Consider the following 19,267-nt stretch of genomic DNA (forward strand, 5'->3'; position numbering starts at 1 on the left):
GCAAGGCGTTCGCGCTCAGGTTCGTCCCGCTCACCTTCGTCCTGGCCGTCGGGGTGAGCGTCCTGTTCGGCTGGTGGCTCCTGTGAGACACCCCCCGGCACGCCGAGGGCTTGGTCCTGGACCTCGGCACCATGGAAGGAATCCGCGTCCCCGATGAACCGTGTGACCCAGAACCTCGTTCTCACCCTGCTGGGCTGCGCCGTGCTGCGGATCTCGGCGTTCTCCACCACCTACCTCAACTACGTCAAACCCGGTTTCCGGCCGTTTTTGATCGGTGCCGGGGCGGTGCTGGTGATCCTCGGAGTCATCGGACTGCTCCAGGCGTCCTCGACGAAGAAGAACCCGGCCCCAGACGAGCCGCACGCCTCTTCGGCAGGCCACGAGCACTCACCCGCCGGCGACCACTCACATGATCACGACCAGTCCCAGGACGGCGGCCATGACCACGCGCACGGCGGCCCCCGGGTCGCGTGGCTGCTCTGCCTGCCGGTGTTCGCGATCTTCCTGATCGCACCGCCCGCGCTCGGCTCGTTCGCCGCCTCCCGCGACGACACCCCGCCGCCCCGCGACCAGACCCTGAGCTCCTTCACCCCCTGTCCGGCACCGGCCCCGTGGAGATGACCGTCGGCGAGTTCATCGGCCGGCCTGGGACGACGACAAGAAGTCCCTCACCGGCCGCGAGGTCAAACTGACCGGCTTCGTCTCCCCGGCCAAGAAGAAGGGACAGTGGTACGTCACCCGCATGCAGATCGCCTGCTGCGCCGCGGACGCCTTCCCGCTGAAGGTCGCGGTCAAGGGGCTGGACGCGCCGCCGCCCGACACCTGGGTCGCGGTCACCGGCACCTGGATCCCGCAGACCTTCGGCAAGATGCTCAACGGCGTCGTCTACCCCCAGATCACCGGCAAGAGCCTCACCAGAGTCGACCCTCCAGACGGGCAGTACGAGTAACGCTGAAGGCACGTACAAGCTCGGGTTCACGTGACCTGCGAACGATTCGGGCCGGACGCCTGCGGCTCATTCTCGGTGAGCGCGACCTGACGTTGCTCTCCAGTGAGGCAGCCAGGCTCGGTGTCTCCTTTTCCGCACCGGCTGGGCAGCGCCGACAGCGGCGTGGTCGAGCTCGTCATCCCTTTCGCCGCGCGAGGGATGGGGCCGCACATCCACGCCGACCCCCATCGGCCCTTTCACGGTGAGAACCGGCGGTAGGCTCAGCGAGAAATTTCAGCATTCGCTGGCCCGGTGTCACCAAGCGTCCTCCTGGACAGGCGGCCGTCGTGCGGCGCCGGTTGATCCGGCGGGCCCGGACCCACACTCCTTCGCGACGCGATCTTTGTTCCACCTCAAACCGGGAATATAAAACCGCAAAGTTGGAACAGCGGCCGACAATGGTTATCCTAATCGAAGCTCCGCGCGTTCTTGAGTTTTGCGACACGACCTTCTCTGGGTACCGTTCGGTATTGGAACACCGATTCATCAGGGGGAATGATGTCTGTTTCAACCGAGCACCGCCCGCACACCGGACACGACCACCGGCACGGGGAGGGCTGTGGCCACGTGGCGATCCCGCACGACGATCACATCGACTACGTCCACGACGGCCACCTGCACCGCCTCCACGACGACCATGCCGACGAATGTGGCTCGGCCTCCCACGTCGAGCACACCGGGCATGATCACCAACATGGTGAGGGCTGTGGCCACGTGGCGATCCCGCATGACGGTCACATCGACTACGTCCACGACGGTCATCGCCACGCTTCACACGAGGGACACTGGGACGACCACTGACCGCCGGAACACATATCGCGGCGTCCATGAAACCGGAAAGGGTAAAGCCAGGTCTCTCTATTGACCACAAAAGCGCCACAAGAACCTGGCTGACGCCTTCTTCGGCAAATTTTATCGCCAAGTACGTAATGGAAAACCGGCACGGGTGAACGGGCACATTCAGGCACCCTGGACCGTAGGGCATTTACGCCGCATTCGTAGATCTCGATTCGTCAGCTTCAAGCCGCCGACCGTCTCAGCCGGAGCGCCGATGGCCAGGAAGCCGTCGTAACCGGCGACCGACCAACCGAAACTGCCGTACGAGGTGGGATGGGGAGCCTCGATCTTCAATAGGGGTGCGGCGTTGCCGCCGTACACGATGTAAACGGCACCCGCCGAGGGCACGCCGTTCACCGGCGTGGCCGGCGCGCCGACAATGAGGTCGGCGCACTTGTCGTCGTTGATCCTGGCCAGCGCGACCGCGTGCCCGAGATCCTTGGGCACCGCACCACACCGGGGACGGTGATCGGGACAAGGCGGTCGCGGGTGAGCAGATGGACGCTGCCGCCGTCCCGCTGCCCAACGGCTACGTCGTCAGCGCCGTCGCCGTCGAAGTCGCGCGGCGTGGCCCTATTACAGATCGCTACGGCCTTCGCCGGACGTTGTGCTGTCGCCTGGGGAGCCTGCTCGCAGGCGGTGAGGGCGAGCAGCAGGGCCAGCACGGGTGCTGATCGTCGGATCATGGGGCTGCATCATGCCGAACCGTGACGGCGCCTACAAGATTCTGGCGGCGGAGCGACGGTTCAGCACGCCGGCAGGTCATTAGAGCTGTTAACGCAATGAGTTGAGGCGTCGCCAGCAGATGGGTACGCAGGCCAGCTTGAGAAAGGCCTCGTGGATGTCGGCGCGGACTTCCCAGCGGATGCGCAGGCGGCGGAAGGCGTGCAACAGGGCGAACGCCTGTTCCACGACCCAGCGGTGTTTGCCCAGGCCAGAGCCGTGCCGGTGCCGCGGCGAGCGATCAGCGGGCGTATCTGCAGCTCACGGACCAGATCGCGGTACTTGTCATGGTCATAGCCGCGGTCGGCGAGCACGACGTCGGGACGCTGCCGTGGACGGCCGCGCTTGCCACGGACCTTCGGGATGGCCTCCAGCAGCGGCCGAAGCTGCGTGACATCGTTGCGGTTGGCGCCGGTCACGATGACGGCCAGCGGGATGCCGGTGGCGTCGGTGATCAGGTGGTGCTTGCTGCCGGCCCGTCCTCGATCGACCGGGGACGGACCGGTCTGCGCCCCCCTTTTAACGCCCTGATCTGCGAAAAATCCACCGCGGCCCGGGAAAAGTCGAGAGCATCGGCGGCGCGCAGCCGAGCCAGGAGCACCTCGTGCAGGCGCTGCCAGACACCTGCCTTGTGCCACTCGTTCAGCCGCCGCCAGCACGTCATGCCCGAGCCGTAACCCAGCTCTTGCGGCAGGTGCTCCCAGGCGATCCCGGTGTGCAGCACGAACAACACCGCTTTTAAGGCATGGCCGTGATTCGCCAGGTGATGCTGTCGTGGTGGAGCCCAAGGTTGATGAGGGTGCGTAGTTTGAGTGCGGCGGCGCGGGTGTGAAGCCAAGCGTTGTTCTTTGTGGTCCCGATGTAGCGCAGTCGCTGGTTGCCCCGGTGGACGAGTCAGGCGACGGTGCATTCGACGGGGATCCCCAGCGACGGTTGGCGGTCTGTCAGTCGGGGTCGGTGGTGGCTGGCGGGGCAGATCACCGTGTCGATGACGAAGTCGTAGGGGCTGAACCCGCCGGGGAACGGCGGTCTTCAACGGTGCCGGTTTGACGAACGATCGATGAGTGCCTGCTGCAGGGCCCGACGGGTTGCTCCGGCGAAGTAGGCGCTGTCGACGAAGACGTCCACCGAGACCTCATGTTCGGCCAGCAGGGGCAGGGCGAGGCTGGACTCGTGGTGAGCGGCCCTGGCGCCGGAGGTCAGCGCCACGGCGATGAATGGACGGCCCTCCCTGACCGCCTTCGTGCTCTACCCGTCTTCTGCCAGGAGCCCGCCGGCGAGCCGCGCGACGATCCCGTAGGGAGAGTGCAGTGCGGCGTCGTGCAGGTTCTGGAGGTAGGACGGGGCCCACGGCAGGAGATGATCTCGCAGTAGTTCATCGACGGCGTTGCGGTCCTCGCCCTGCGGACACGCCACCGAGCCACCCCTCCCCCGCCCTTGCAGCAGGTGATGCAGGAGGGCCAGGCCGATCCCGAGATGGTCGTGGGCGAGCACCGTGTGCCCGCCGGGCGGCTCGGCGTGCAGCCCATGACGGGCCATGAAGTCCCTGATGCTCTGGTCGGCGCGTCCGCCGACGAGCGGCTCGCCCCGGTGTATCGACGCGTACGGCGGACAGGCGGGGTACGGCCCGATGAACAGGCGGCAGAACTCGACCGAGAGGGCCCGCAGGGCGTCCGGTTCGTCCATGGCGCGTGTCCGCTCGTCGATCAGGCGGTCCTTCGCCGGCGTCCCGTCGGGGTCGGCGGTGAGAAGTGCCCGGTACAGCGGCTGGTCGATCTCCTTGCTGAGCAGCCGGGAGGTCAGCAGGAACAGGTCGCGGCCCGCGGTGAGGGTCTCCAGCCGGGAGTCGTTCACGCGCCGTTCTCGATCTTGCGGACGCTGACGATGGTGTCGTGGTAGGACTGCTGGCCCGAGACCGGGTCGGGGTAGATCGGCAGGATGTCGTTCTGGGCCACGCTCAGCGTGCCGGCCCACCAGATGCGTTCGGTGTCCCTGTCGCGTGATGGTTCGTGGCCGGGCGGACGGGTCGTGTCACGGCCGTTGGTGGCGACGGGTCCCCCGGTCGTGCGGCCGGAGTTGTGGGCGATGGCGATGACCGAGGGGTGCACGCCTTCGGTGACGTGGACGCGGGTCCGCAGAGATCCGAGCCTTGAGCCGTCGCCTCCGGGTATCTGGTCGTCATCGGGGCGGAAGCTCGTCACCTCGATCCAGTCGCCGTGCCGCAGTCCCAGCCGGGTCGCCGTCGCGCTGTTGATCCAGGCCGGGTTGGTGTGGGCGATCTCCTGCAGCCATTTGGACTGCATGGTGCGATGGGCGTTGTGCACGTTCCACTTGAAGCTGATCATGATGAGGCGGTCCTCGGCGAGCGGTCCGCGGTGGCTGGGGATCTGCTCGTAGATCGGCAGCGGTGAGACTGTCCTGTCGGCCTCGCGGCCCTTGTCGGCCACGAACCGGCTGTACACCTCGACCTTGCGGGAGGGGGTGGAGAACCCTCTCCGCGGGATGCCGTCGATCATGATTCCGACGGCGAGGCGTTCCTTCGTCTTGGGGTCCTCGCCGTTGTAGATGATGCCGGTCTCCCGGTCGGTCTCGCTGCCCTTCAGCTCGTCGTCGGTCAGGATCCGCTCGTAGGGGGCGTAGTTGGGGGTCTTGGCCGGGTCCTGCCACACCCCTGTGGTGCGCATGTGCGCCAGCCCGCCGGGAACGGCACGGAAGTAGTCGTCGAAGTACTGCTCCTGGGTCTTCCAGGGGAAGTAGCGTTCCATGCCACCGCCGATACGACGGGCCAGTTCCGGGAAGATCTCGCGCAGGTCCTTCGACTCCCCCAGCGGACGCACCACGGGCTGGCGCAGGCCGACGTAGTCGACGAGTCCCTGCGGGGGGCGTGAGTCGATGTCCCATCGTTCGAGGTAGGTCGTCCAGGGCAGCACGATGTCGGCGAGGTTCGAGGTCTCCGTGGGCATGACGTCGATGCATACGTGGAAGGGGACGAGTTCCTCGTCGGCCAGTACCTCCCGGACGAGGTCGGCTTCGGGCCATGACCATGCCTGGTCGCAGTTGTACGTCATCAACGCGGAGATGCGCTGGCGTCGTTCCTTGATCCAGAGGTAGACGATCTCACCGACCCGCATCTTGTTGTCCTGCCAGGCGTTCGCCAGGGGCCAGTTCTTGGCTTCGGCGATCAGGCTGCGGGCGGTGGGCTTGGGCGGGATCGGCCCGGGTTCGGGTATCTGTTTCTTGTCCCAGGCACTCATGGGGTGCCAGCACCAGCCGCCGACGCGGCCCATGTTGCCGACCAGGGCGTTGAGCACGGTGATGGCGCGGTCGTTGTAGAAGCCGTTGCGGTGCGCGGCGGAGCCTCGGTTGCAGATCGTGGTGCAGCGCGGCGCGGCGGCGGCGAACTCGCGGGCGATGCGCCGGATGGTCTCGGCGGGCACGCCGCTTTCGGTCTCGGCGCGCTCGGGCGTGTACTGCGCGACGTGTTCGGCGTACTTCTCGGCCGGATGGTTCGACCAGGTGTCGAACCATGTCCTGTCCCAGAGTTCCTCGGAGCAGATGACGTTGGCGATGGCCAGGGCGATCAGGCCGTCGGTGCCGGGCTTGACGCAGAACCACTCGTCCGACAGCGCGGCGGTGTTGGACAGCCGCGCGTCGAAGGTCACGATCTTCGCGTGGTTGCGTTCGCGGGCCCGCATCATGCGGATCGCGACGGGGATGTGGCCCTGGTGCGCCTCGGCCCAGTTGCATCCGAAGTTGAGGATGTAGCGGCTGTTCTCGAAGTCGCCCAGATCCCAGTCGGAGTCGCCGATGGTGGACAGGATGGCCGCCCGGCGGTTCAGTGAGCACAGGGCGCGGTGGTTGAAGGCCGACGGGGTGCCGAAGGCGTTGAGGAACCTGCTGACGATGTCGGTGGAGCGGTTGCGTCCCTGCTGGAAGGCGAACTCCTCGGGGTGGCCGCTCTGCCTGATGGGGCGCAGCCGGTCGGCGATCTCGGTGTAGGCCTCCTCCCAGGAGATCCGCCGCCATCGCCCCTCGCCGCGCTTGCCGACGCGTTTGAGCGGATAGAGCAGGCGGTTGGGGTCGTACAGGATGGAGGGGCCGGCCACGCCTTTGGCGCAGATCGATCCCTGGCTGTTGGGGTCGGCGGGGTTGCCTTCGACGGTGAGCAGCCGGCCGTCGCGTACGTTGGCGACGATGCCGCAGGCGGTGGTGCACATCTGGCACATCGAGGCGATCCTGTGCGTCGCGCTCGCGGTGTTCACCGTGCCCGGGGAGGCGCCGGCACGATCGATGATCTCGATGGTTCCCAGTCCCGCCATCGCGGCACTGGTGAGCGCTCCTATCCGCAGGAGGTCACGTCGCGTCAGTGCCCATTCGGGTCTCGGAGTGCTCTGATGCTCGGCTGGCACGGTCGCTCCCTCACTGGCCGACGGCGAAAAGCAGATAGCGGGTCGCAGCGGCACCGGTCAGTGCGGCGGCGGCACCGGTGACGACGATCATGCGACGACCGGGGAAGAGGAGAAGCGCCGTCGCGGGGACGGCGATGCCCACCACGACCACGAGTCCCCAGAACACCGTGGCCAGGTTTCCGGTGAGCAGCGCGGCGAGCAGGAGGCGGTCGGGTGGTCTTCCCGCGAGTGAGAGCATCTCGAACGACAGCGTGACGCCCAGGGCGCCGAGCAGGGCGAGCACCGCCCGGCGGCAGAGGTGGAGGGTCGGCGTGTGTCCGCCTTCGCCTTCCCTCACGTCCAGCAGGGACGTCACCAGCAGGACCGCCGCCGCTCCCATGAGCAGGGCGGTGATGACGAAGATCAGTGCTGAGCCGCTGGTGCCGGCCAGCGGTGAGGCCCAGGAGCGAGACAGCAGGGCGGCGGGGTAGACGGCGAGCGCGAAGCTGGTCAGCAGGAGAGCCCCCGACAGCAGGGAGGTGATCCTGCCGGATGTCACCACCGCGGTGTCCGCAGAGCGGCGGCGTCGTTCCAGCCCGTAGACGAGCACGGAGAGCAGGAACGTCTTGATCGCGATGAGCTTGGCGCCCACGGCTATCGGGGAGGCCGGGTTGTCGAAACGGGTGATCATCAGGTGGAAGCGCTCAGGGCGGCCCAGATCGACGACCAGCAGGACGCTGACCAGGAGCAGGGTCGTCAGCGCGGCCCATGCCCCGTACCGGTCGATGCCGGCCGAGAGGTGGGAGTGCCGCCGGGCCAGTGGCCAGGTCACCAGGGTGAGGCCGCCGGGGAGGCCGACGAGAACGATGTAGGCCGCCAGGAGCGGCCCCCAGGGCGGTTGTGGTGTGAGAACATGGGCTTCGTGCGCCGCGGTCATGCCCTCTCACCGGGCAGGTCGGCCGAGCGGTCCACCTGGACGCCCGCGTCGGTGACCAGGTCGAGCGCGTTCTTCGGATCGACGTAGAGCACGCGGGGACGTGTGCCTTCGTCTTCTTTCCACACGGTGGTGGGGTCGGCCGCGGCCTTGCGCGCGATGACGCTTTCGGGGTCGTCCAGGTCTCCGAAGATGCGGCAGTCGGTGGGGCACGCGTCCACGCAGGCCGGTTGGCGTCCCTGGGCCGTGCGGTGCTCGCAGAAGGTGCATTTCTGTGCCGCCCCCTTGTCGACGTCGATGTAGATGGCGTCGTAGGGACAGGCCGACATGCAGGCCCTGTTGAGGTTGCAGTCGCCTTCGTCGATCGTGACCTCGCCGCCGTCCAGCCGTACCACCGCGCCGGTGGGGCAGGCGTTGAGGCAGGGAGCGTCCTCGCAGTGGTTGCACAGCACCGGTATGAAGTGGCGGGTCACCCGTGGGTAGGTGCCCTCCTCGACGTACTTCACGGTGTCCCTGAAGACCCCCAGGGGAACGTCGAACTCCGCCTTGCAGGCGACGGAGCAGGCGTGGCATCCGATGCAGGTGTTGAGGTCGATGAGCATGCCGAGACGGACCATGGGGAACCTCCGGGGCCGGACGGCGACGGGATGCGTCCGGGTGCCGTGCGGATCGGCCGGTGGAGCCGGCTCCGCGAGGCGAGATCGACAGTCGCGAGCGTACGTCGACGCTTTCGTTAGCGTCAACTGTCAAAGCGGGGTCTCGTCGTCCGGTGAGCGGATCAGGAGGTGCTCTCCTGCCCGGCGCGAAGGCGTCGCGCCGAGTGGGCGAGAAGCCGGGCGGCGGTCCTGACCTGGTCCTCGGTGCTCCAACGTCCCAGCGAGAGCCGTATCGCCGACAGGGCCCTTCGTCTATCCATCCCCATGGCGGTCAGGACCGCCGACGGTTCGGGGTCGCCCGTGTGGCAGGCCGATCCGGTGGCGGCCGCGACCTGGGGGGTGGCGGCGATCAGGGCGGCTCCCCCGACGCCGGTGACGCTGAGGTTCACGGTGCCGGGCAGTCGGCGGCCGGGGTGGCCGTTGAGACGGATCGATCCGGGCAGGCGCCGCCGCAGGTCCCGGTGGAGCAGGTCGCGCAGACCGCGGAGCCGGGGTGCCTCACGGTCGAGTTCGTCGGCGGCCAGGTCGGCGGCGACGCCCAGCGCGACGGCGTACGCGACGTTCTCGGTTCCGGCCCGCAGGCCTCGCTCCTGGTCTCCCCCGTAGACGGCGGGTTCGATGGCGACGCCCGTGCGGACGTACAGCGCGCCGATGCCCTTGGGCGCGTAGAACTTGTGGCCGGCCACGGTGAGGAGGTCGACGCCGAGGTCCTCGACCGACAGCGGGATCTTGCCTGCCGCCTGGGAGGCGTCGGTGTGGAACAGCGCCCCGTGGCGGTGGGCGATCTCGGCGAGGTCGGCGACCGGCTGCAGCACGCCCGTCTCGCCGTTGGCCGTCATGATCGACACCAGGAAGGTCCGCGGTGTGAACGCGGCTTCCAGGGCCGCGGGATCGACGAGGCCGTCCCGGTCCACCGGCAGGAAGGTGACGTGGACGTCGTGCAGGCGTTCCAGTGCCCGGCAGGTGCGCACCACGGCCGGGTGCTCGGTCCGCTGGGTGATGACGTGGCCGCCGCCGGCGGCCGCGGCCAGGCCGCGAACGGCCGCGGTGTCGGACTCGGAGCCGCCGCCGGTGAAGACGATCTCCTGCGGGCGGGCACCGAGCAGTGCCGCCACCCGGGATCTGGCCTCCTGCAGGGCGCGGCGGGGTTCCTGCGCGTAGCGGTAGGAGGTCGACGGGTTGCCGAAGAACCTGGTGACGTACGGCCAGGCCGCCTCGGCCACCCGCGGGTCCACGGGTGTGGTGGCGTTGTAGTCGAGGTAGATCACGTCATCGTCGAGACCCGGATGGTTCACGGTGGCTCCTCGTCAGGAGGCGATCGGCAACCCGGCCCGGCGCCACTCGGGCAGCCCGTCCTCGAGAAGACTCGCCTGGAACCCGTGCCGGCGCAGCAGGCGCACGGCTTCGGGGGCCATGACGCAGAACCGGCCCCGGCAGTAGGCCACGATCGGCGTGTGCGAGGGCAGTTCCGCCAGGCGCGCGGCCATCTGGTCGTGCGGGATCGACAGTGCGCCGGGGATGTGCCCGGCCGCGTACTCGGCCTGTGGCCGTACGTCCACCACGACGACGTCGCCGTTCTGCAGGAGCCTGGACAGCTCGGACCTGCCGATCGGTTCCAGGTCGTCGATGTCGCCGAGGTAGCCGCGGGCGGCCCGTTCCACCTCCGCCAGTGATGCCGCCGCCACGTTCTTCATGTGCTCGACGAATCCCCCGACCGCGTCGTCGGACAGGCGGTAGAAGACGCGGGTCCCGGAGCGCCTCGTCGTCACCAGACCGGCCGACTGCAGGACCTTGAGTTGTGCGGAGGTGTTGCTCAGTTTGAATCCGCAGGTGAAGGCGAGATCTTCCACGCCGCGCTCGCCTTGGGCCAGCACGTCGAGCAGTTCCAGCCGCAGGGGGTTGGCGAGTGCCTTTCCCATCCGGGCGAACTGTTCGTACAACTCCGACTTGCGCCCGCGGTCACTCATGAGACATCCTCCAAAGAGTTATGGAATATTGTAACACGCTGTACAAAGGGGTACACAATGGTATTTTCGGGATCCCAGTTGATTCCCCTGATCGACGAAGGACTCGGTAACTCCTCCTATCTGGTCGATCTCGGCGACGGGCGCGCCCTCGCCGTCGACGTCTCCCGGGACCTGCGCGCCGTCCGGCGAGCCGCCGATCGCCGCGGGCTCACGATCGCGTTCGCCGCCGACACGCACCTTCACGCGGACTTCCTGTCCGGCGCCCGCCAACTGGCCCACGAGTTCGGCACCCGTGTCCTGGCCTCGGCCGCCGGCGAGCGCGCCTTCGATCACGTCGGCCTGCGCGACGGGGACGAGGTCGACCTCGGCGGTCTGACCCTGCGGGCGCTCACCACCCCCGGGCACACGACGGAGCACCTGGCCTTCCTGCTGCTCGACGGTGACGTCCCCGCGGGCGTCTTCACCGGAGGGTCCCTGATCGTCGGTTCCGCCGCCCGGACCGACCTGGTGGCCCCGGAACGGGCCAGGGAGCTGGCGCACGCCCAGTACCACTCGCTGCGCAGGCTCGGCCTGCTGCCCGACGAGGTGGCCGTGTGGCCCACGCACGGTGCCGGATCGTTCTGCTCGGCACCGCCGGGAGCCGAACGCGTCTCGACGATCGGCAGGGAGAAGATGACCAACCCGCTCCTGGCGGCTTCGGACGCCGACTCCTTCGCCGACCGGCTGCTCGCGGATCTGGGCAGTTTCCCCGGCTACTTCCTGAGGCTGGGCGAGATCAACAGGCTCGGTCCCGACGTCCTGCGCGAGCGGCCCCACCTGCGCCCGCTGACCGCCGACGCGGCGGTCGCCGCGGGCGCCACCGTGGTCGACGTGCGTCCCGTCGGCGACTTCGCGCGCGGGCACATCCCCGGCTCCATCTCCATACCGCTGCGCGGCCAGTTCGCCAGCTGGCTCGGCTGGATCGTGTCGCCCTCGGCCCCCGTGGCGATCGTCCGCAACCCCGGCCAGGATCCCGACGAGATCCTCTGGCAGGCGCTGAAGATCGGCCATGAGAACCTCATCGGGGAGATCACCGAGAGCCGTCACCATGATCTGGCCATGATGGACTTCATCACACCCGACCAGCTCGGCCGGCTCGGCGGTGCCGACGTTCTCGACGTGCGGCAGGCCACCGAGTTCCGGGCCGGGCACCTTCCCGGAGCCGACCACATCGAGCTCGGCAGTCTCGCCGGCGCGACCCTGGAGGACCGGCGGCGCGTGGTGATGTGCGGTCACGGGGAGCGCGCGGCCACCGCGGCCAGCCTGCTGCGACGAGCCGGCCACAGCCAGGTCAGCATCCTGTGCGGAGGACCCGGCGACTGGGCCGAACTCACCGGAGCCGCCCTGGAGAAGGATCGGTGAGGGAGCCGCCGAGACTCGGACTACGGGAGAACCTGGCCCAGTTCATCCTGCTGGTGGCGGTCAACGCCCTGGTGGGCGGCATGCTCGGACAGGAAAGGACGGTGCTGCCGCTGCTGGCCGAGCAGACGTTCGCGATCGGCGCCTACACCGCGGTCCTGACCTACATCCTCGCCTTCGGCGTGACCAAGGCGATCAGCAACTTCTTCGCGGGCACGCTCTCCGACACCTACGGCCGCAAACCCGTTCTGGTCGCCGGCTGGCTGGTGGGACTGCCGGTTCCCCTCCTGCTGATCTGGGCCCCCTCCTGGGGGTGGATCGTCGCCGCCAACGTACTGCTCGGCGTCAACCAGGGACTCACCTGGTCGACGACCGTCATCATGAAGATCGACCTGGTGGGCCCGAAGCGCCGGGGACTGGCGATGGGGTTCAACGAGTCCGCCGGGTACCTCGCCGTCGCGCTCACCGCGCTCGCCACCGGGTTCCTGGCCGAGCGCTACGGCCTGCGACCGGCCCCCTTCCTGCTCGGCCTCGCCTACGCCGCCCTGGGACTGGGCCTTTCCTGCCTGCTGGTCAGGGAGACCCGCGAGCACGCCCGGCTGGAGGCCACGACGCATGAGGCCAGTTCGTTGAGCACCTCGCAGGTCTTCGCGCTGGCCAGCTTCCGCCATCCTTCCCTGTCGGCCGTGAACCAGGCGGGAATGGTCAACAACCTCAACGACGGGCTGGCCTGGGGACTGTTCCCGATCCTGTTCGCCGCCCACGGCCTGCACCTCGCGCAGATCGGCCTGCTCACCGCCTTCCTTCCCGCCGTCTGGGGAGCGGGACAGATGATCACCGGCGCGATCTCCGACCGGATCGGGCGCAAGCATCTGATCACTTCCGGAATGCTTCTGCAGGGCGTGGCACTGGCGGTGGTCGCGTGGGGAACCGGCTTCACCACCTGGGCGCTCGCCGTCGCCCTGCTGGGCGCGGGGACCGCCATGGTCTATCCCACGTTGCTGGCCGCCGTGGGGGACGTCGCCCATCCCAGCTGGCGTGCCCGCGCGGTCGGCGTCTACCGCCTGTGGCGCGACGGAGGGTTCGCCGTGGGGGCCGTGCTCGCCGGCGTCATCGCGGATCTGTACGGCATCCGCACCGCCGTCTGGGTGGTCGCCGGGCTCACCGCCGCCTCGGGTCTGGTCGTGGCGGTCCGGATGAAGGAGACACACGACCGCCACGCGACGCCGTGACATCGGCGGGACCTTCCGGCCCGTCCCTCACATGACGGGCCGGATCTCCACCGTCGCGTGACCGGGCCAGCCGCGCACCATGTCCAGTGCCTCGCCCAGGTCGCTCACGTCGACCTCGACGTAGCCGCCGATGGCGTCGCGATCCGCGCAGAACGGCCCGTCGAGCATCCCGGGGCGCGAGTCCTCGCGGGGGCGCAGGGTCGTGGCGCTCCGGTGGGACTTCAGCCGGCGGCTGTGGGTGATCTTCGCGGCATGGGCCGAGAACCATCGCTCGACCTCTTCGAACGCCTGGTCGCGCTCGCTGTCGGACAGCATCTGCCATGACCTCTCGGCCTTCTCCGCATCGCGGAACATGAGGGTGTATCTCACGTGGGCACCACCTCCTACCCGGGAGACGAATGACGATCGCCGCTTTTCTACACCCACAGCCATCGACTTCCGGGTAGAGCCGACACATGTAACAAAGGGGTGCAATGCCTCCAGGTGTCACAAAGCACTTACTTTAAATAAATATAGCCCGATGATACGCTTTAGAAAAATATAGTCCCCTGTGATGCCGAGGGGATGTCGCGCAAGGAGGCGTTGTGACAGACCAGGGCACTCAAGGCACCTCGCATGGTCCGGGCGGCGCCGTCGCCGACAGCGTCGACCGGCGCACGCTGCTGCGCGGCAGCGCGCTCGCAGGTGCGGGCGTGCTCGCCGCGGGATGCTCCACCGCCCAGGCGGAGATACCCTCGCCCAAGGCGGCGCCGAACTCCGCCCGGTTCGACCCGCGAAACTGGGAGTCGATCCGCGCGCAGTTCTCCCTCACCCGGCGCTACGCCCACTTCTCGGCGTTCATGCTCGCCTCCCATCCCGCCCCCGTCAGCGCCGCGATCAAGCACTTCCGTGACGGCCTGGACTCCTTCCCCCAGCAGTACGGACTGGGAATGGACGATTTCCGGCGCAGCGACGATGTGCGCAAGGCCCTGGCGGGCTACATCGGCACGAAGGCCGAGCAGATAGCGCTGACCGACAGCGCGACGATGGGCATCGGCATGGTCTACGCCGGCCTGCGCCTTCGGGCAGGCGACGAGGTCGTCACGACCGAGCACGAGTTCTACTCCACCCACGAGGCCCTGCGGCTGCGCGCCCAGGCCGACGGCGTCGTCGTCCGCACGATAAAACTCCACGACGACCCGGCGCGCGCCTCCGCCGACCAGCTCGTCGCCAGGCTGAAGGCGGCGATCACCGCGAAGACCCGGGTCGTGGCGGTGACGTGGGTCTATTCGAGCACCGGTCTCAAGCTGCCGGTCAAGCAGGTCGCGGCCGCCCTCGCCGAGATCAACCGCCGGCGCGACGAGCAGGAGCGCGTCCTGCTGTGCGTCGACGGGGTCCACGGGTTCGCCGCCGAGGACGTGACGATGCAGGATCTGGGGTGCGACTTCTTCATGACCTCCACCCACAAGTGGTTGTTCGGGCCGCGAGGCACCGGCTTCGTCTGGGGCGGCCCCGAGGCCTGGGCCCGGTTCCAGCCGGTGGTACCGAGTTTCTCGATGCCCGCGTTCACCGGCTGGCTGACCGGACGGCCGCCGACCGGCGCACCGGGCGATCTGGCCACACCGGGCGGCTACCACTCCTTCGAGCACCGCTGGGCGCTGGCCAAGGCCGTCGAGTTCCACCAGGCCATCGGCAAGGCGCGCGTCGCGGCCCGGATCCGCTCCCAGTCCGACCGGCTCAAGGAGGGCCTGGCCGGCCTCGGGCACGTGCGGCTCGTCACACCGCGCTCGGCGGAGCTGTCGGCGGGGATCGTCTGCTGCGCGGTCGAAGGGCTCAAGCCCGAAGAGGTGGTGGGGCGACTGTTCGAAAAGCACCGCATCTCGGCGGCCGAGACCCCCTACCGCGAGTCCTTCGTCAGGTTCGGGCCGAGCATCGTCACCGACCCCCGCGAGGTGGAACAGGTCATCCGCGCGATGGCCACCCTGCGCTGAGAAAGGTCACCGGCCGGACGCGTCCCCTTGCGGGGGACGCGTCCGGCCGGTGTGGTCCGGGCTCGTCACACGTTGATCGTCTTGTCCGCCCAGGCCGTCCACTGGGCCAGTTCCTTCATCGAGGACCGGTGGGTCCCCCTGGCCACGTTCTCCTCGCTGACACCCCGCGCGTCCAGGCAGGCGCCGCACGAGCCGATCTCGGCCTCCTTGTCCACCAGGCCGCGGATCATCTTCGCGACGTTGTAGTAGCCGTTGGGTGTCTTCTGGCCGTCCATCGCGGAGATCACCGCATCGCCGAACAGGAAGACCTTGACCTCGTTGCCGTCCTCCTCGAGCATCTCCCTGGCCCAGCGGATGCCGTTGTAGGTTCTCTCGGTGCCGTAGGGCGGGTCGTGCAGGACGAACAGGAATTTCATCGGACGCTCCTTCCGAAGAACGATCGATGCGAATGCGGCGTGCCGCCGCCCGCGCGCCCGGAGGCCGCACCGAGGCGGCTCCGGAAGATCTTGGATATTCGGTCGACGCCGATGACGAGGATCACCACCGACGCGACCAGGGTGGCCAGTTCCTGGTACCGGAACAGGTGCAGGGCGATGCCGAGGGCCTGGCCGATTCCGCCGGCGCCGACGAAACCGATGACCACCGAACTGCGGATGTTGCACTCCCACTGGTAGAGCACCTGGGAGGCCAGGTGCGCGCGAGCCTGCGGGATGATCCCGAGCAGCGCGGTGGTGAAGCGGGATCCGCCCGTCAGGCGCATGGCCTCGACCGGACCGGCGTCCACCGCCTCCAGCTGCTCCGAACAGAGCTTGGCCAGCACACCGGCCGAATGCAGGCTGATGGCGTAGACGCCCGCCGCCGGGCCGAGACCCACGGTCGCCACGAACAGCAGCGCCCACAACAGCTCATGGACGCTGCGCAGCAGGGTCGCCACCGTCCTGGCGGTGGCGGCCAGCCAGCGCGGCGCCTGGACGTTCCCGGCCATCACGACGGCGAGCGGCAGCCCGATCACCGCGCCCAGCAGGAGGGCGGCCACGGACATCTGGAGGGTCTCGACCGCCGCGGTGAGCACCCTGGTCAGCAGATCGGCGTCCAGATCGGGCGGGAAGAGACCGGATATCAGCTGCGCGGCACCGGCTCTGCCCTCGATCAGGGAGCCCAGCCCGACATCGGTGCCGGAGAAGGACCAGACGACGGCCGCCACGAGCACCGCGGGCAGGAGCAGGCGCACCGGCCGCCGGGACGAAGAGGACCGCTGCCGGACCGGGATCCGTTCCCCGACGCTCATGCCGACATCTCCGCGGGCGCGCTCTTTCCGTAGATGCGCTCCACCTCGTCGACGTCCGGCGGCTTGCCGTCAAAAACGATCTTCCCGTCCTTCAGGGCCACCACCCGCTCGAAACGCCCGGCCACGTTCAGGTCGTGCGTGGTCGCCAGCAGGGTCGCGCCGGAGGCCTGCAGGTGGTCGAGCGCGACGGCCGCCCGCACCGGATCCAGGCCGGAGGTGCACTCGTCGGCCAAGAGCAGCCGGGGCCGGATGAGCAGCGCCCGTGCCAGGGCCACCCGTTGCCGCTCGCCGCCGGACAGGTGCTCGACCCGGTTTGCGAGCAGCGACTCGATGTCGTGAAGGCGGGCCAGCTCCTCCAGACGCCCGGCGAAACGCCGCGGCACCGAACCCACCAGCACGGTGGCCCAGTCGATGAGCCTCCACTGGTGAGCGGCGGCGGCCAGGATGTTGGTGCGGGCGGTGAGCCCGGCGACCAGGTCGTCGCGCTGCCGTACGCATCCGATGGTCCGCCTCAGCCGGGTCAGGGCGCTGCGGTGGCCGAAGGGGTCCAGCCCGCCGACCCTGACGCTTCCCCGCAGGGGGCGGACCGCACCCACGACGGCCCGCAGCAGGGTCGTCTTGCCCGCGCCGGAGGGACCCAGCAGGGCGATCTGCTCGCCATCGGCCACGGTCAGGCTGACATCGTCCAGGACGGGCCGACCGGTGAACGCGACGCGCAGATGCGACACCTCGACATGAGCCGCCGGCTCGCCGATCGATGTCCTCATGGAGCCGTCAGCAGGCCGAGAGCGGCCGCTCGCTCGCGAACCTCGGTGTAGTCGGTGGCCGAGACCGCCACGTAGCGCTTGGCCCGCATGAGGTCGAGAAGCTTGGGATCGGACATCTCGGTGAACGCCTTCACGATCGCGCCGCGGGCGCTCTGGTCCAGATCCGGGGCGGCCACCCACGGATACCCCATCACCTTGCGGGTCTCCAGCACCCGCAGCGCCCCCTTGGGCACGCTTCCCTGTTTCTCGAGACGATGCAGGATCCGTATCTCGATGCCTCCCGCGTCGGCGCTGCCCGACAGCACCGCCTGGGCCGTCGCGTCATGACCACCGGTGAAGGTGACCGCCGACAGCGGCGCGCACGAGGTGAGATCGCCCTTCTGACAGCGGGCGCCGGCGTCGGTGAGCATGATGCGCGGGTAGAGGCTGCCCGAGGTCGAGCTGACGTCTCCGAACGCGAACTTCGCGCCGGCGGCCACGACGTCCTTGGTCGAGGTGAAGGCCGAGTCCTTCCTGGCGACGACGGCCGACAGGTACTGAGGAGTCCCCGTCTCCTGGTCGACCTCGGTGACCAGCGGTGTCACCTTCGTCTGCGCCTCGGCCTGCACGTAGGTCAGCCCGCCCAGGTATGCGACGTCGAGTTTCCTCGCCGCCAGCGCCGCGACGACCCCGGCGTAGTTGGTGGCGACGAACAGCTCCACCTTGGTCTTCAACCGCTCGGCGAGGTACTCGCGAAACGGCTCGTACTGGGCCCGTTGGGTCTCGGGCGAGATGTTGGGGATCACTCCCACCCGCAGGGTGGGCGGCAGCCCGCCGGAGGGGACCGCCGCGGCGGTGGAGCAGGCGGCGCAGGCGATCAGAACCGACAGCGCGACCAGGACCGCTTTCAGTCGTGCCCGTATCACCCGGCACTCCCGGGCATCTGGACGTCGGCGACCGGTGCGACGGCCACGTCGAGCGAGCTGGCGCCGATCAGCTCCTTGCCGACACGGTTGTTGATCGGCATGATCAGCCCGGCCTGGACGTCGCGCCACATGCGTTCGAAGGGCTGGCCGCGCATGTAGGCGCCACCGCCGACCACGTCGACGAGACGGGTCATGACGGCGGCGGCGTTGTTGGTGCAGACGTTCTTCACCAGGGCGCAGCGGCCCAGCCCTTCCTGCACGGTGAGCTGCTCCATGAGGCGACCGCTGGAGACCTCCGCGGCGTGCCGCTGCAGCACGCTGCGGTTCACCTCCAGCATGATCTCCACGTCCGCGATCGCGTCCTGGATGCGGGGATCACCGGCCAGGCCGCGCCGGCGGACCTGCCCGATGGACCACTCCAGGGCGCCCGCGGCGATACCCGTGTAGACGGCCCCGAAGCTGGGGGCGGTCCAGCAGATGATGGTCTCCAGGACCTGCGCGTCGAAGTGCCCGACCGGTATCGACTGGACGACCGCGTGCTCGGGGACGAACAGGTCGTCGAAGACGACGTCGTTGCTCTGGGTGGCCCGCATGCCCAGCGTGTCCCAGGTCTGCTCGATCGAGACGCCCGGGACGGAGGGGTCCACGAGCAGGATCAGCAGGCGCGGGCCGTTGTCGGGGTCCTCGTAACGGGCGGTCGTGGCCCACATCGTGGCGACGGCGCTGTTGGTGGCGAAGTTCTTGCGCCCGCTGACGCGGTAACCGCCCTCGGTGCGGGTGGCCGTGGTCTTGGCGTCGAGGAAGAGGTTCGAGGTGCCGACCTCGCTGGCGATCGCGGCGAGGATCAGCCGGTCCTGACCCGCCAGCTGCAGTACCTGCGCCAGGGGCGGCGCGCCGGTACGCCGCCAGGTCAGCGCCCATGAACCGAGGGGGGCCACGTGCATGGCGTAGGACAGGGCGGTGGCGGCGCCGGCGCTCGCGAGGCGTTCGAGCACCAGCAGCATCTCCGCCTGCCCGGCGCCGAGGCCGCCCAGTTCCTCCGGCACGGTCAGGCGCAGCAGACCCGCGTCGCGCAGGTCGTTGTAGTCGTCGGCGGGGAAGGTGTTGTCGCGGTCGTGGCGGCCCGCGCGTTCGGCGAGCGCCGGAACCACCTTGTCCGTCAGCGCGAGAAACCTCTGCTGGCGTTCGTCCAGGCACTGGCGCATGATGATCTC

The 19,267-nt window shown here is 68.9% G+C and carries 20 protein-coding genes and 1 pseudogene; 5 read left to right on the forward strand and 16 right to left on the reverse strand.

What is annotated here, in order from left to right:
- Positions 1 to 153: 153 nt before the first annotated feature.
- Positions 154 to 621, forward strand: a complete 468-nt coding sequence (locus tag ACIBCT_RS22055) for a hypothetical protein (protein ID WP_399191289.1) — start codon at positions 154 to 156, stop codon at positions 619 to 621.
- Between the two features lie 67 nt (positions 622 to 688).
- Positions 689 to 949, forward strand: a complete 261-nt coding sequence (locus tag ACIBCT_RS22060) for a hypothetical protein (protein WP_399191830.1) — start codon at positions 689 to 691, stop codon at positions 947 to 949.
- 546 nt (positions 950 to 1,495) lie between these two features.
- Here ACIBCT_RS22060 and ACIBCT_RS22065 read toward each other — a convergent pair.
- The 10 genes and pseudogenes from ACIBCT_RS22065 to ACIBCT_RS22110 all read right to left on the reverse strand — a co-directional run bounded on the left by ACIBCT_RS22065 (position 1,496) and on the right by ACIBCT_RS22110 (position 10,493).
- Entirely contained in the window at positions 1,496 to 1,750 is a 255-nt protein-coding gene (locus ACIBCT_RS22065; RefSeq protein ID WP_399191291.1) for a hypothetical protein, read from the reverse strand.
- 198 nt (positions 1,751 to 1,948) lie between these two features.
- Positions 1,949 to 2,272: an integrin alpha gene (locus ACIBCT_RS22070; RefSeq protein WP_399191293.1), complete on the reverse strand. Its 324-nt coding sequence runs from the start codon at positions 2,270 to 2,272 to the stop codon at positions 1,949 to 1,951.
- 327 nt (positions 2,273 to 2,599) lie between these two features.
- Positions 2,600 to 3,386 (reverse strand): annotated as a pseudogene (locus ACIBCT_RS22075) (IS5 family transposase).
- Between the two features lie 194 nt (positions 3,387 to 3,580).
- Positions 3,581 to 3,757 (reverse strand): hypothetical protein, encoded by a 177-nt coding sequence (locus ACIBCT_RS22080; RefSeq protein WP_399191295.1) that lies wholly within the window; start codon positions 3,755 to 3,757, stop codon positions 3,581 to 3,583.
- 39 nt (positions 3,758 to 3,796) lie between these two features.
- Positions 3,797 to 4,402: a molecular chaperone gene (locus ACIBCT_RS22085; RefSeq protein ID WP_399191297.1), complete on the reverse strand. Its 606-nt coding sequence runs from the start codon at positions 4,400 to 4,402 to the stop codon at positions 3,797 to 3,799.
- The gene (locus ACIBCT_RS22090; protein ID WP_399191299.1) at positions 4,399 to 6,957 is read right to left on the reverse strand and encodes a molybdopterin-dependent oxidoreductase; all 2,559 of its coding nucleotides are present in this window, start codon (positions 6,955 to 6,957) and stop codon (positions 4,399 to 4,401) included. The genes ACIBCT_RS22085 and ACIBCT_RS22090 overlap by 4 nt, the downstream gene beginning before the upstream one ends.
- A 10-nt stretch (positions 6,958 to 6,967) precedes the next feature.
- Positions 6,968 to 7,873: an NrfD/PsrC family molybdoenzyme membrane anchor subunit gene (gene nrfD, locus ACIBCT_RS22095; protein ID WP_399191301.1), complete on the reverse strand. Its 906-nt coding sequence runs from the start codon at positions 7,871 to 7,873 to the stop codon at positions 6,968 to 6,970.
- Positions 7,870 to 8,487 carry a 4Fe-4S dicluster domain-containing protein gene (locus ACIBCT_RS22100; protein WP_399191303.1) on the reverse strand — a complete coding sequence of 206 codons (618 nt, stop codon included), beginning with the start codon at positions 8,485 to 8,487 and terminating at the stop codon, positions 7,870 to 7,872. Before ACIBCT_RS22100 ends, nrfD begins: the two co-directional genes overlap by 4 nt.
- Before the next feature lie 161 nt (positions 8,488 to 8,648).
- A complete protein-coding gene (locus ACIBCT_RS22105; protein WP_399191305.1) occupies positions 8,649 to 9,821 on the reverse strand; it encodes a cysteine desulfurase family protein in 1,173 nt (390 codons plus the stop codon).
- 12 nt (positions 9,822 to 9,833) lie between these two features.
- A complete protein-coding gene (locus ACIBCT_RS22110) occupies positions 9,834 to 10,493 on the reverse strand; it encodes an ArsR/SmtB family transcription factor (protein ID WP_399191307.1) in 660 nt (219 codons plus the stop codon).
- Between the two features lie 78 nt (positions 10,494 to 10,571).
- On the opposite strand from ACIBCT_RS22110, the gene ACIBCT_RS22115 reads away from it, so the two are divergent.
- Together ACIBCT_RS22115 and ACIBCT_RS22120 are read left to right on the forward strand one after the other, a co-directional pair.
- Positions 10,572 to 11,894 carry a rhodanese-like domain-containing protein gene (locus ACIBCT_RS22115; RefSeq protein ID WP_399191309.1) on the forward strand — a complete coding sequence of 441 codons (1,323 nt, stop codon included), beginning with the start codon at positions 10,572 to 10,574 and terminating at the stop codon, positions 11,892 to 11,894.
- Complete coding sequence (locus tag ACIBCT_RS22120) at positions 11,891 to 13,123, forward strand: MFS transporter (RefSeq protein ID WP_399191311.1); 1,233 nt, start codon at positions 11,891 to 11,893, stop codon at positions 13,121 to 13,123. Before ACIBCT_RS22115 ends, ACIBCT_RS22120 begins: the two co-directional genes overlap by 4 nt.
- A gap of 27 nt (positions 13,124 to 13,150) precedes the next feature.
- Here ACIBCT_RS22120 and ACIBCT_RS22125 read toward each other — a convergent pair whose 3' ends face one another.
- Entirely contained in the window at positions 13,151 to 13,492 is a 342-nt protein-coding gene (locus ACIBCT_RS22125; RefSeq protein ID WP_399191313.1) for a YciI family protein, read from the reverse strand.
- Positions 13,493 to 13,707: 215 nt separating this feature from the next.
- On the opposite strand from ACIBCT_RS22125, the gene ACIBCT_RS22130 reads away from it, so the two are divergent.
- Positions 13,708 to 15,093: an aminotransferase class V-fold PLP-dependent enzyme gene (locus ACIBCT_RS22130; protein ID WP_399191314.1), complete on the forward strand. Its 1,386-nt coding sequence runs from the start codon at positions 13,708 to 13,710 to the stop codon at positions 15,091 to 15,093.
- A gap of 65 nt (positions 15,094 to 15,158) precedes the next feature.
- Here the strand turns inward: ACIBCT_RS22130 and ACIBCT_RS22135 are convergent, their stop codons facing one another.
- From ACIBCT_RS22135 to ACIBCT_RS22155, 5 genes are read right to left on the reverse strand one after another with little or no spacing between them, the layout of a single operon-like run.
- Positions 15,159 to 15,509 (reverse strand): DsrE/DsrF/TusD sulfur relay family protein, encoded by a 351-nt coding sequence (locus ACIBCT_RS22135; protein ID WP_399191316.1) that lies wholly within the window; start codon positions 15,507 to 15,509, stop codon positions 15,159 to 15,161.
- Entirely contained in the window at positions 15,506 to 16,381 is an 876-nt protein-coding gene (gene phnE, locus ACIBCT_RS22140; protein ID WP_399191318.1) for a phosphonate ABC transporter, permease protein PhnE, read from the reverse strand. Before phnE ends, ACIBCT_RS22135 begins: the two co-directional genes overlap by 4 nt.
- Complete coding sequence (locus tag ACIBCT_RS22145) at positions 16,378 to 17,148, reverse strand: phosphonate ABC transporter ATP-binding protein (RefSeq protein WP_399191320.1); 771 nt, start codon at positions 17,146 to 17,148, stop codon at positions 16,378 to 16,380. Before ACIBCT_RS22145 ends, phnE begins: the two co-directional genes overlap by 4 nt.
- Entirely contained in the window at positions 17,145 to 18,053 is a 909-nt protein-coding gene (phnD, locus tag ACIBCT_RS22150) for a phosphate/phosphite/phosphonate ABC transporter substrate-binding protein (protein ID WP_399191322.1), read from the reverse strand. The genes ACIBCT_RS22145 and phnD overlap by 4 nt, the downstream gene beginning before the upstream one ends.
- A complete protein-coding gene (locus tag ACIBCT_RS22155) occupies positions 18,050 to 19,258 on the reverse strand; it encodes an acyl-CoA dehydrogenase family protein (protein WP_399191324.1) in 1,209 nt (402 codons plus the stop codon). The genes phnD and ACIBCT_RS22155 overlap by 4 nt, the downstream gene beginning before the upstream one ends.
- Positions 19,259 to 19,267 lie beyond the last annotated feature (9 nt).

The organism is Streptosporangium sp. NPDC050855 (genome assembly GCF_044456585.1).
Taxonomy (GTDB): domain Bacteria; phylum Actinomycetota; class Actinomycetes; order Streptosporangiales; family Streptosporangiaceae; genus Streptosporangium; species Streptosporangium longisporum.

Bases quoted from the DNA above. Each gene is read 5' to 3' on its own strand.
- ACIBCT_RS22100 (WP_399191303.1), bottom strand. From the start codon at position 8,487: ATGGTCCGTCTCGGCATGCTCATCGACCTCAACACCTGCATCGGATGC.
- ACIBCT_RS22155 (WP_399191324.1), bottom strand. From the start codon at position 19,258: ATGCGCCAGTGCCTGGACGAACGCCAGCAGAGGTTTCTCGCGCTGACG.
- phnE (WP_399191318.1), bottom strand. From the start codon at position 16,381: ATGAGCGTCGGGGAACGGATCCCGGTCCGGCAGCGGTCCTCTTCGTCC.
- nrfD (WP_399191301.1), bottom strand. From the start codon at position 7,873: ATGACCGCGGCGCACGAAGCCCATGTTCTCACACCACAACCGCCCTGG.
- ACIBCT_RS22055 (WP_399191289.1), top strand. From the start codon at position 154: ATGAACCGTGTGACCCAGAACCTCGTTCTCACCCTGCTGGGCTGCGCC.
- ACIBCT_RS22110 (WP_399191307.1), bottom strand. From the start codon at position 10,493: ATGAGTGACCGCGGGCGCAAGTCGGAGTTGTACGAACAGTTCGCCCGG.
- ACIBCT_RS22145 (WP_399191320.1), bottom strand. From the start codon at position 17,148: ATGAGGACATCGATCGGCGAGCCGGCGGCTCATGTCGAGGTGTCGCAT.
- ACIBCT_RS22065 (WP_399191291.1), bottom strand. From the start codon at position 1,750: ATGACCGTCGTGGACGTAGTCGATGTGACCGTCATGCGGGATCGCCAC.
- ACIBCT_RS22135 (WP_399191316.1), bottom strand. From the start codon at position 15,509: ATGAAATTCCTGTTCGTCCTGCACGACCCGCCCTACGGCACCGAGAGA.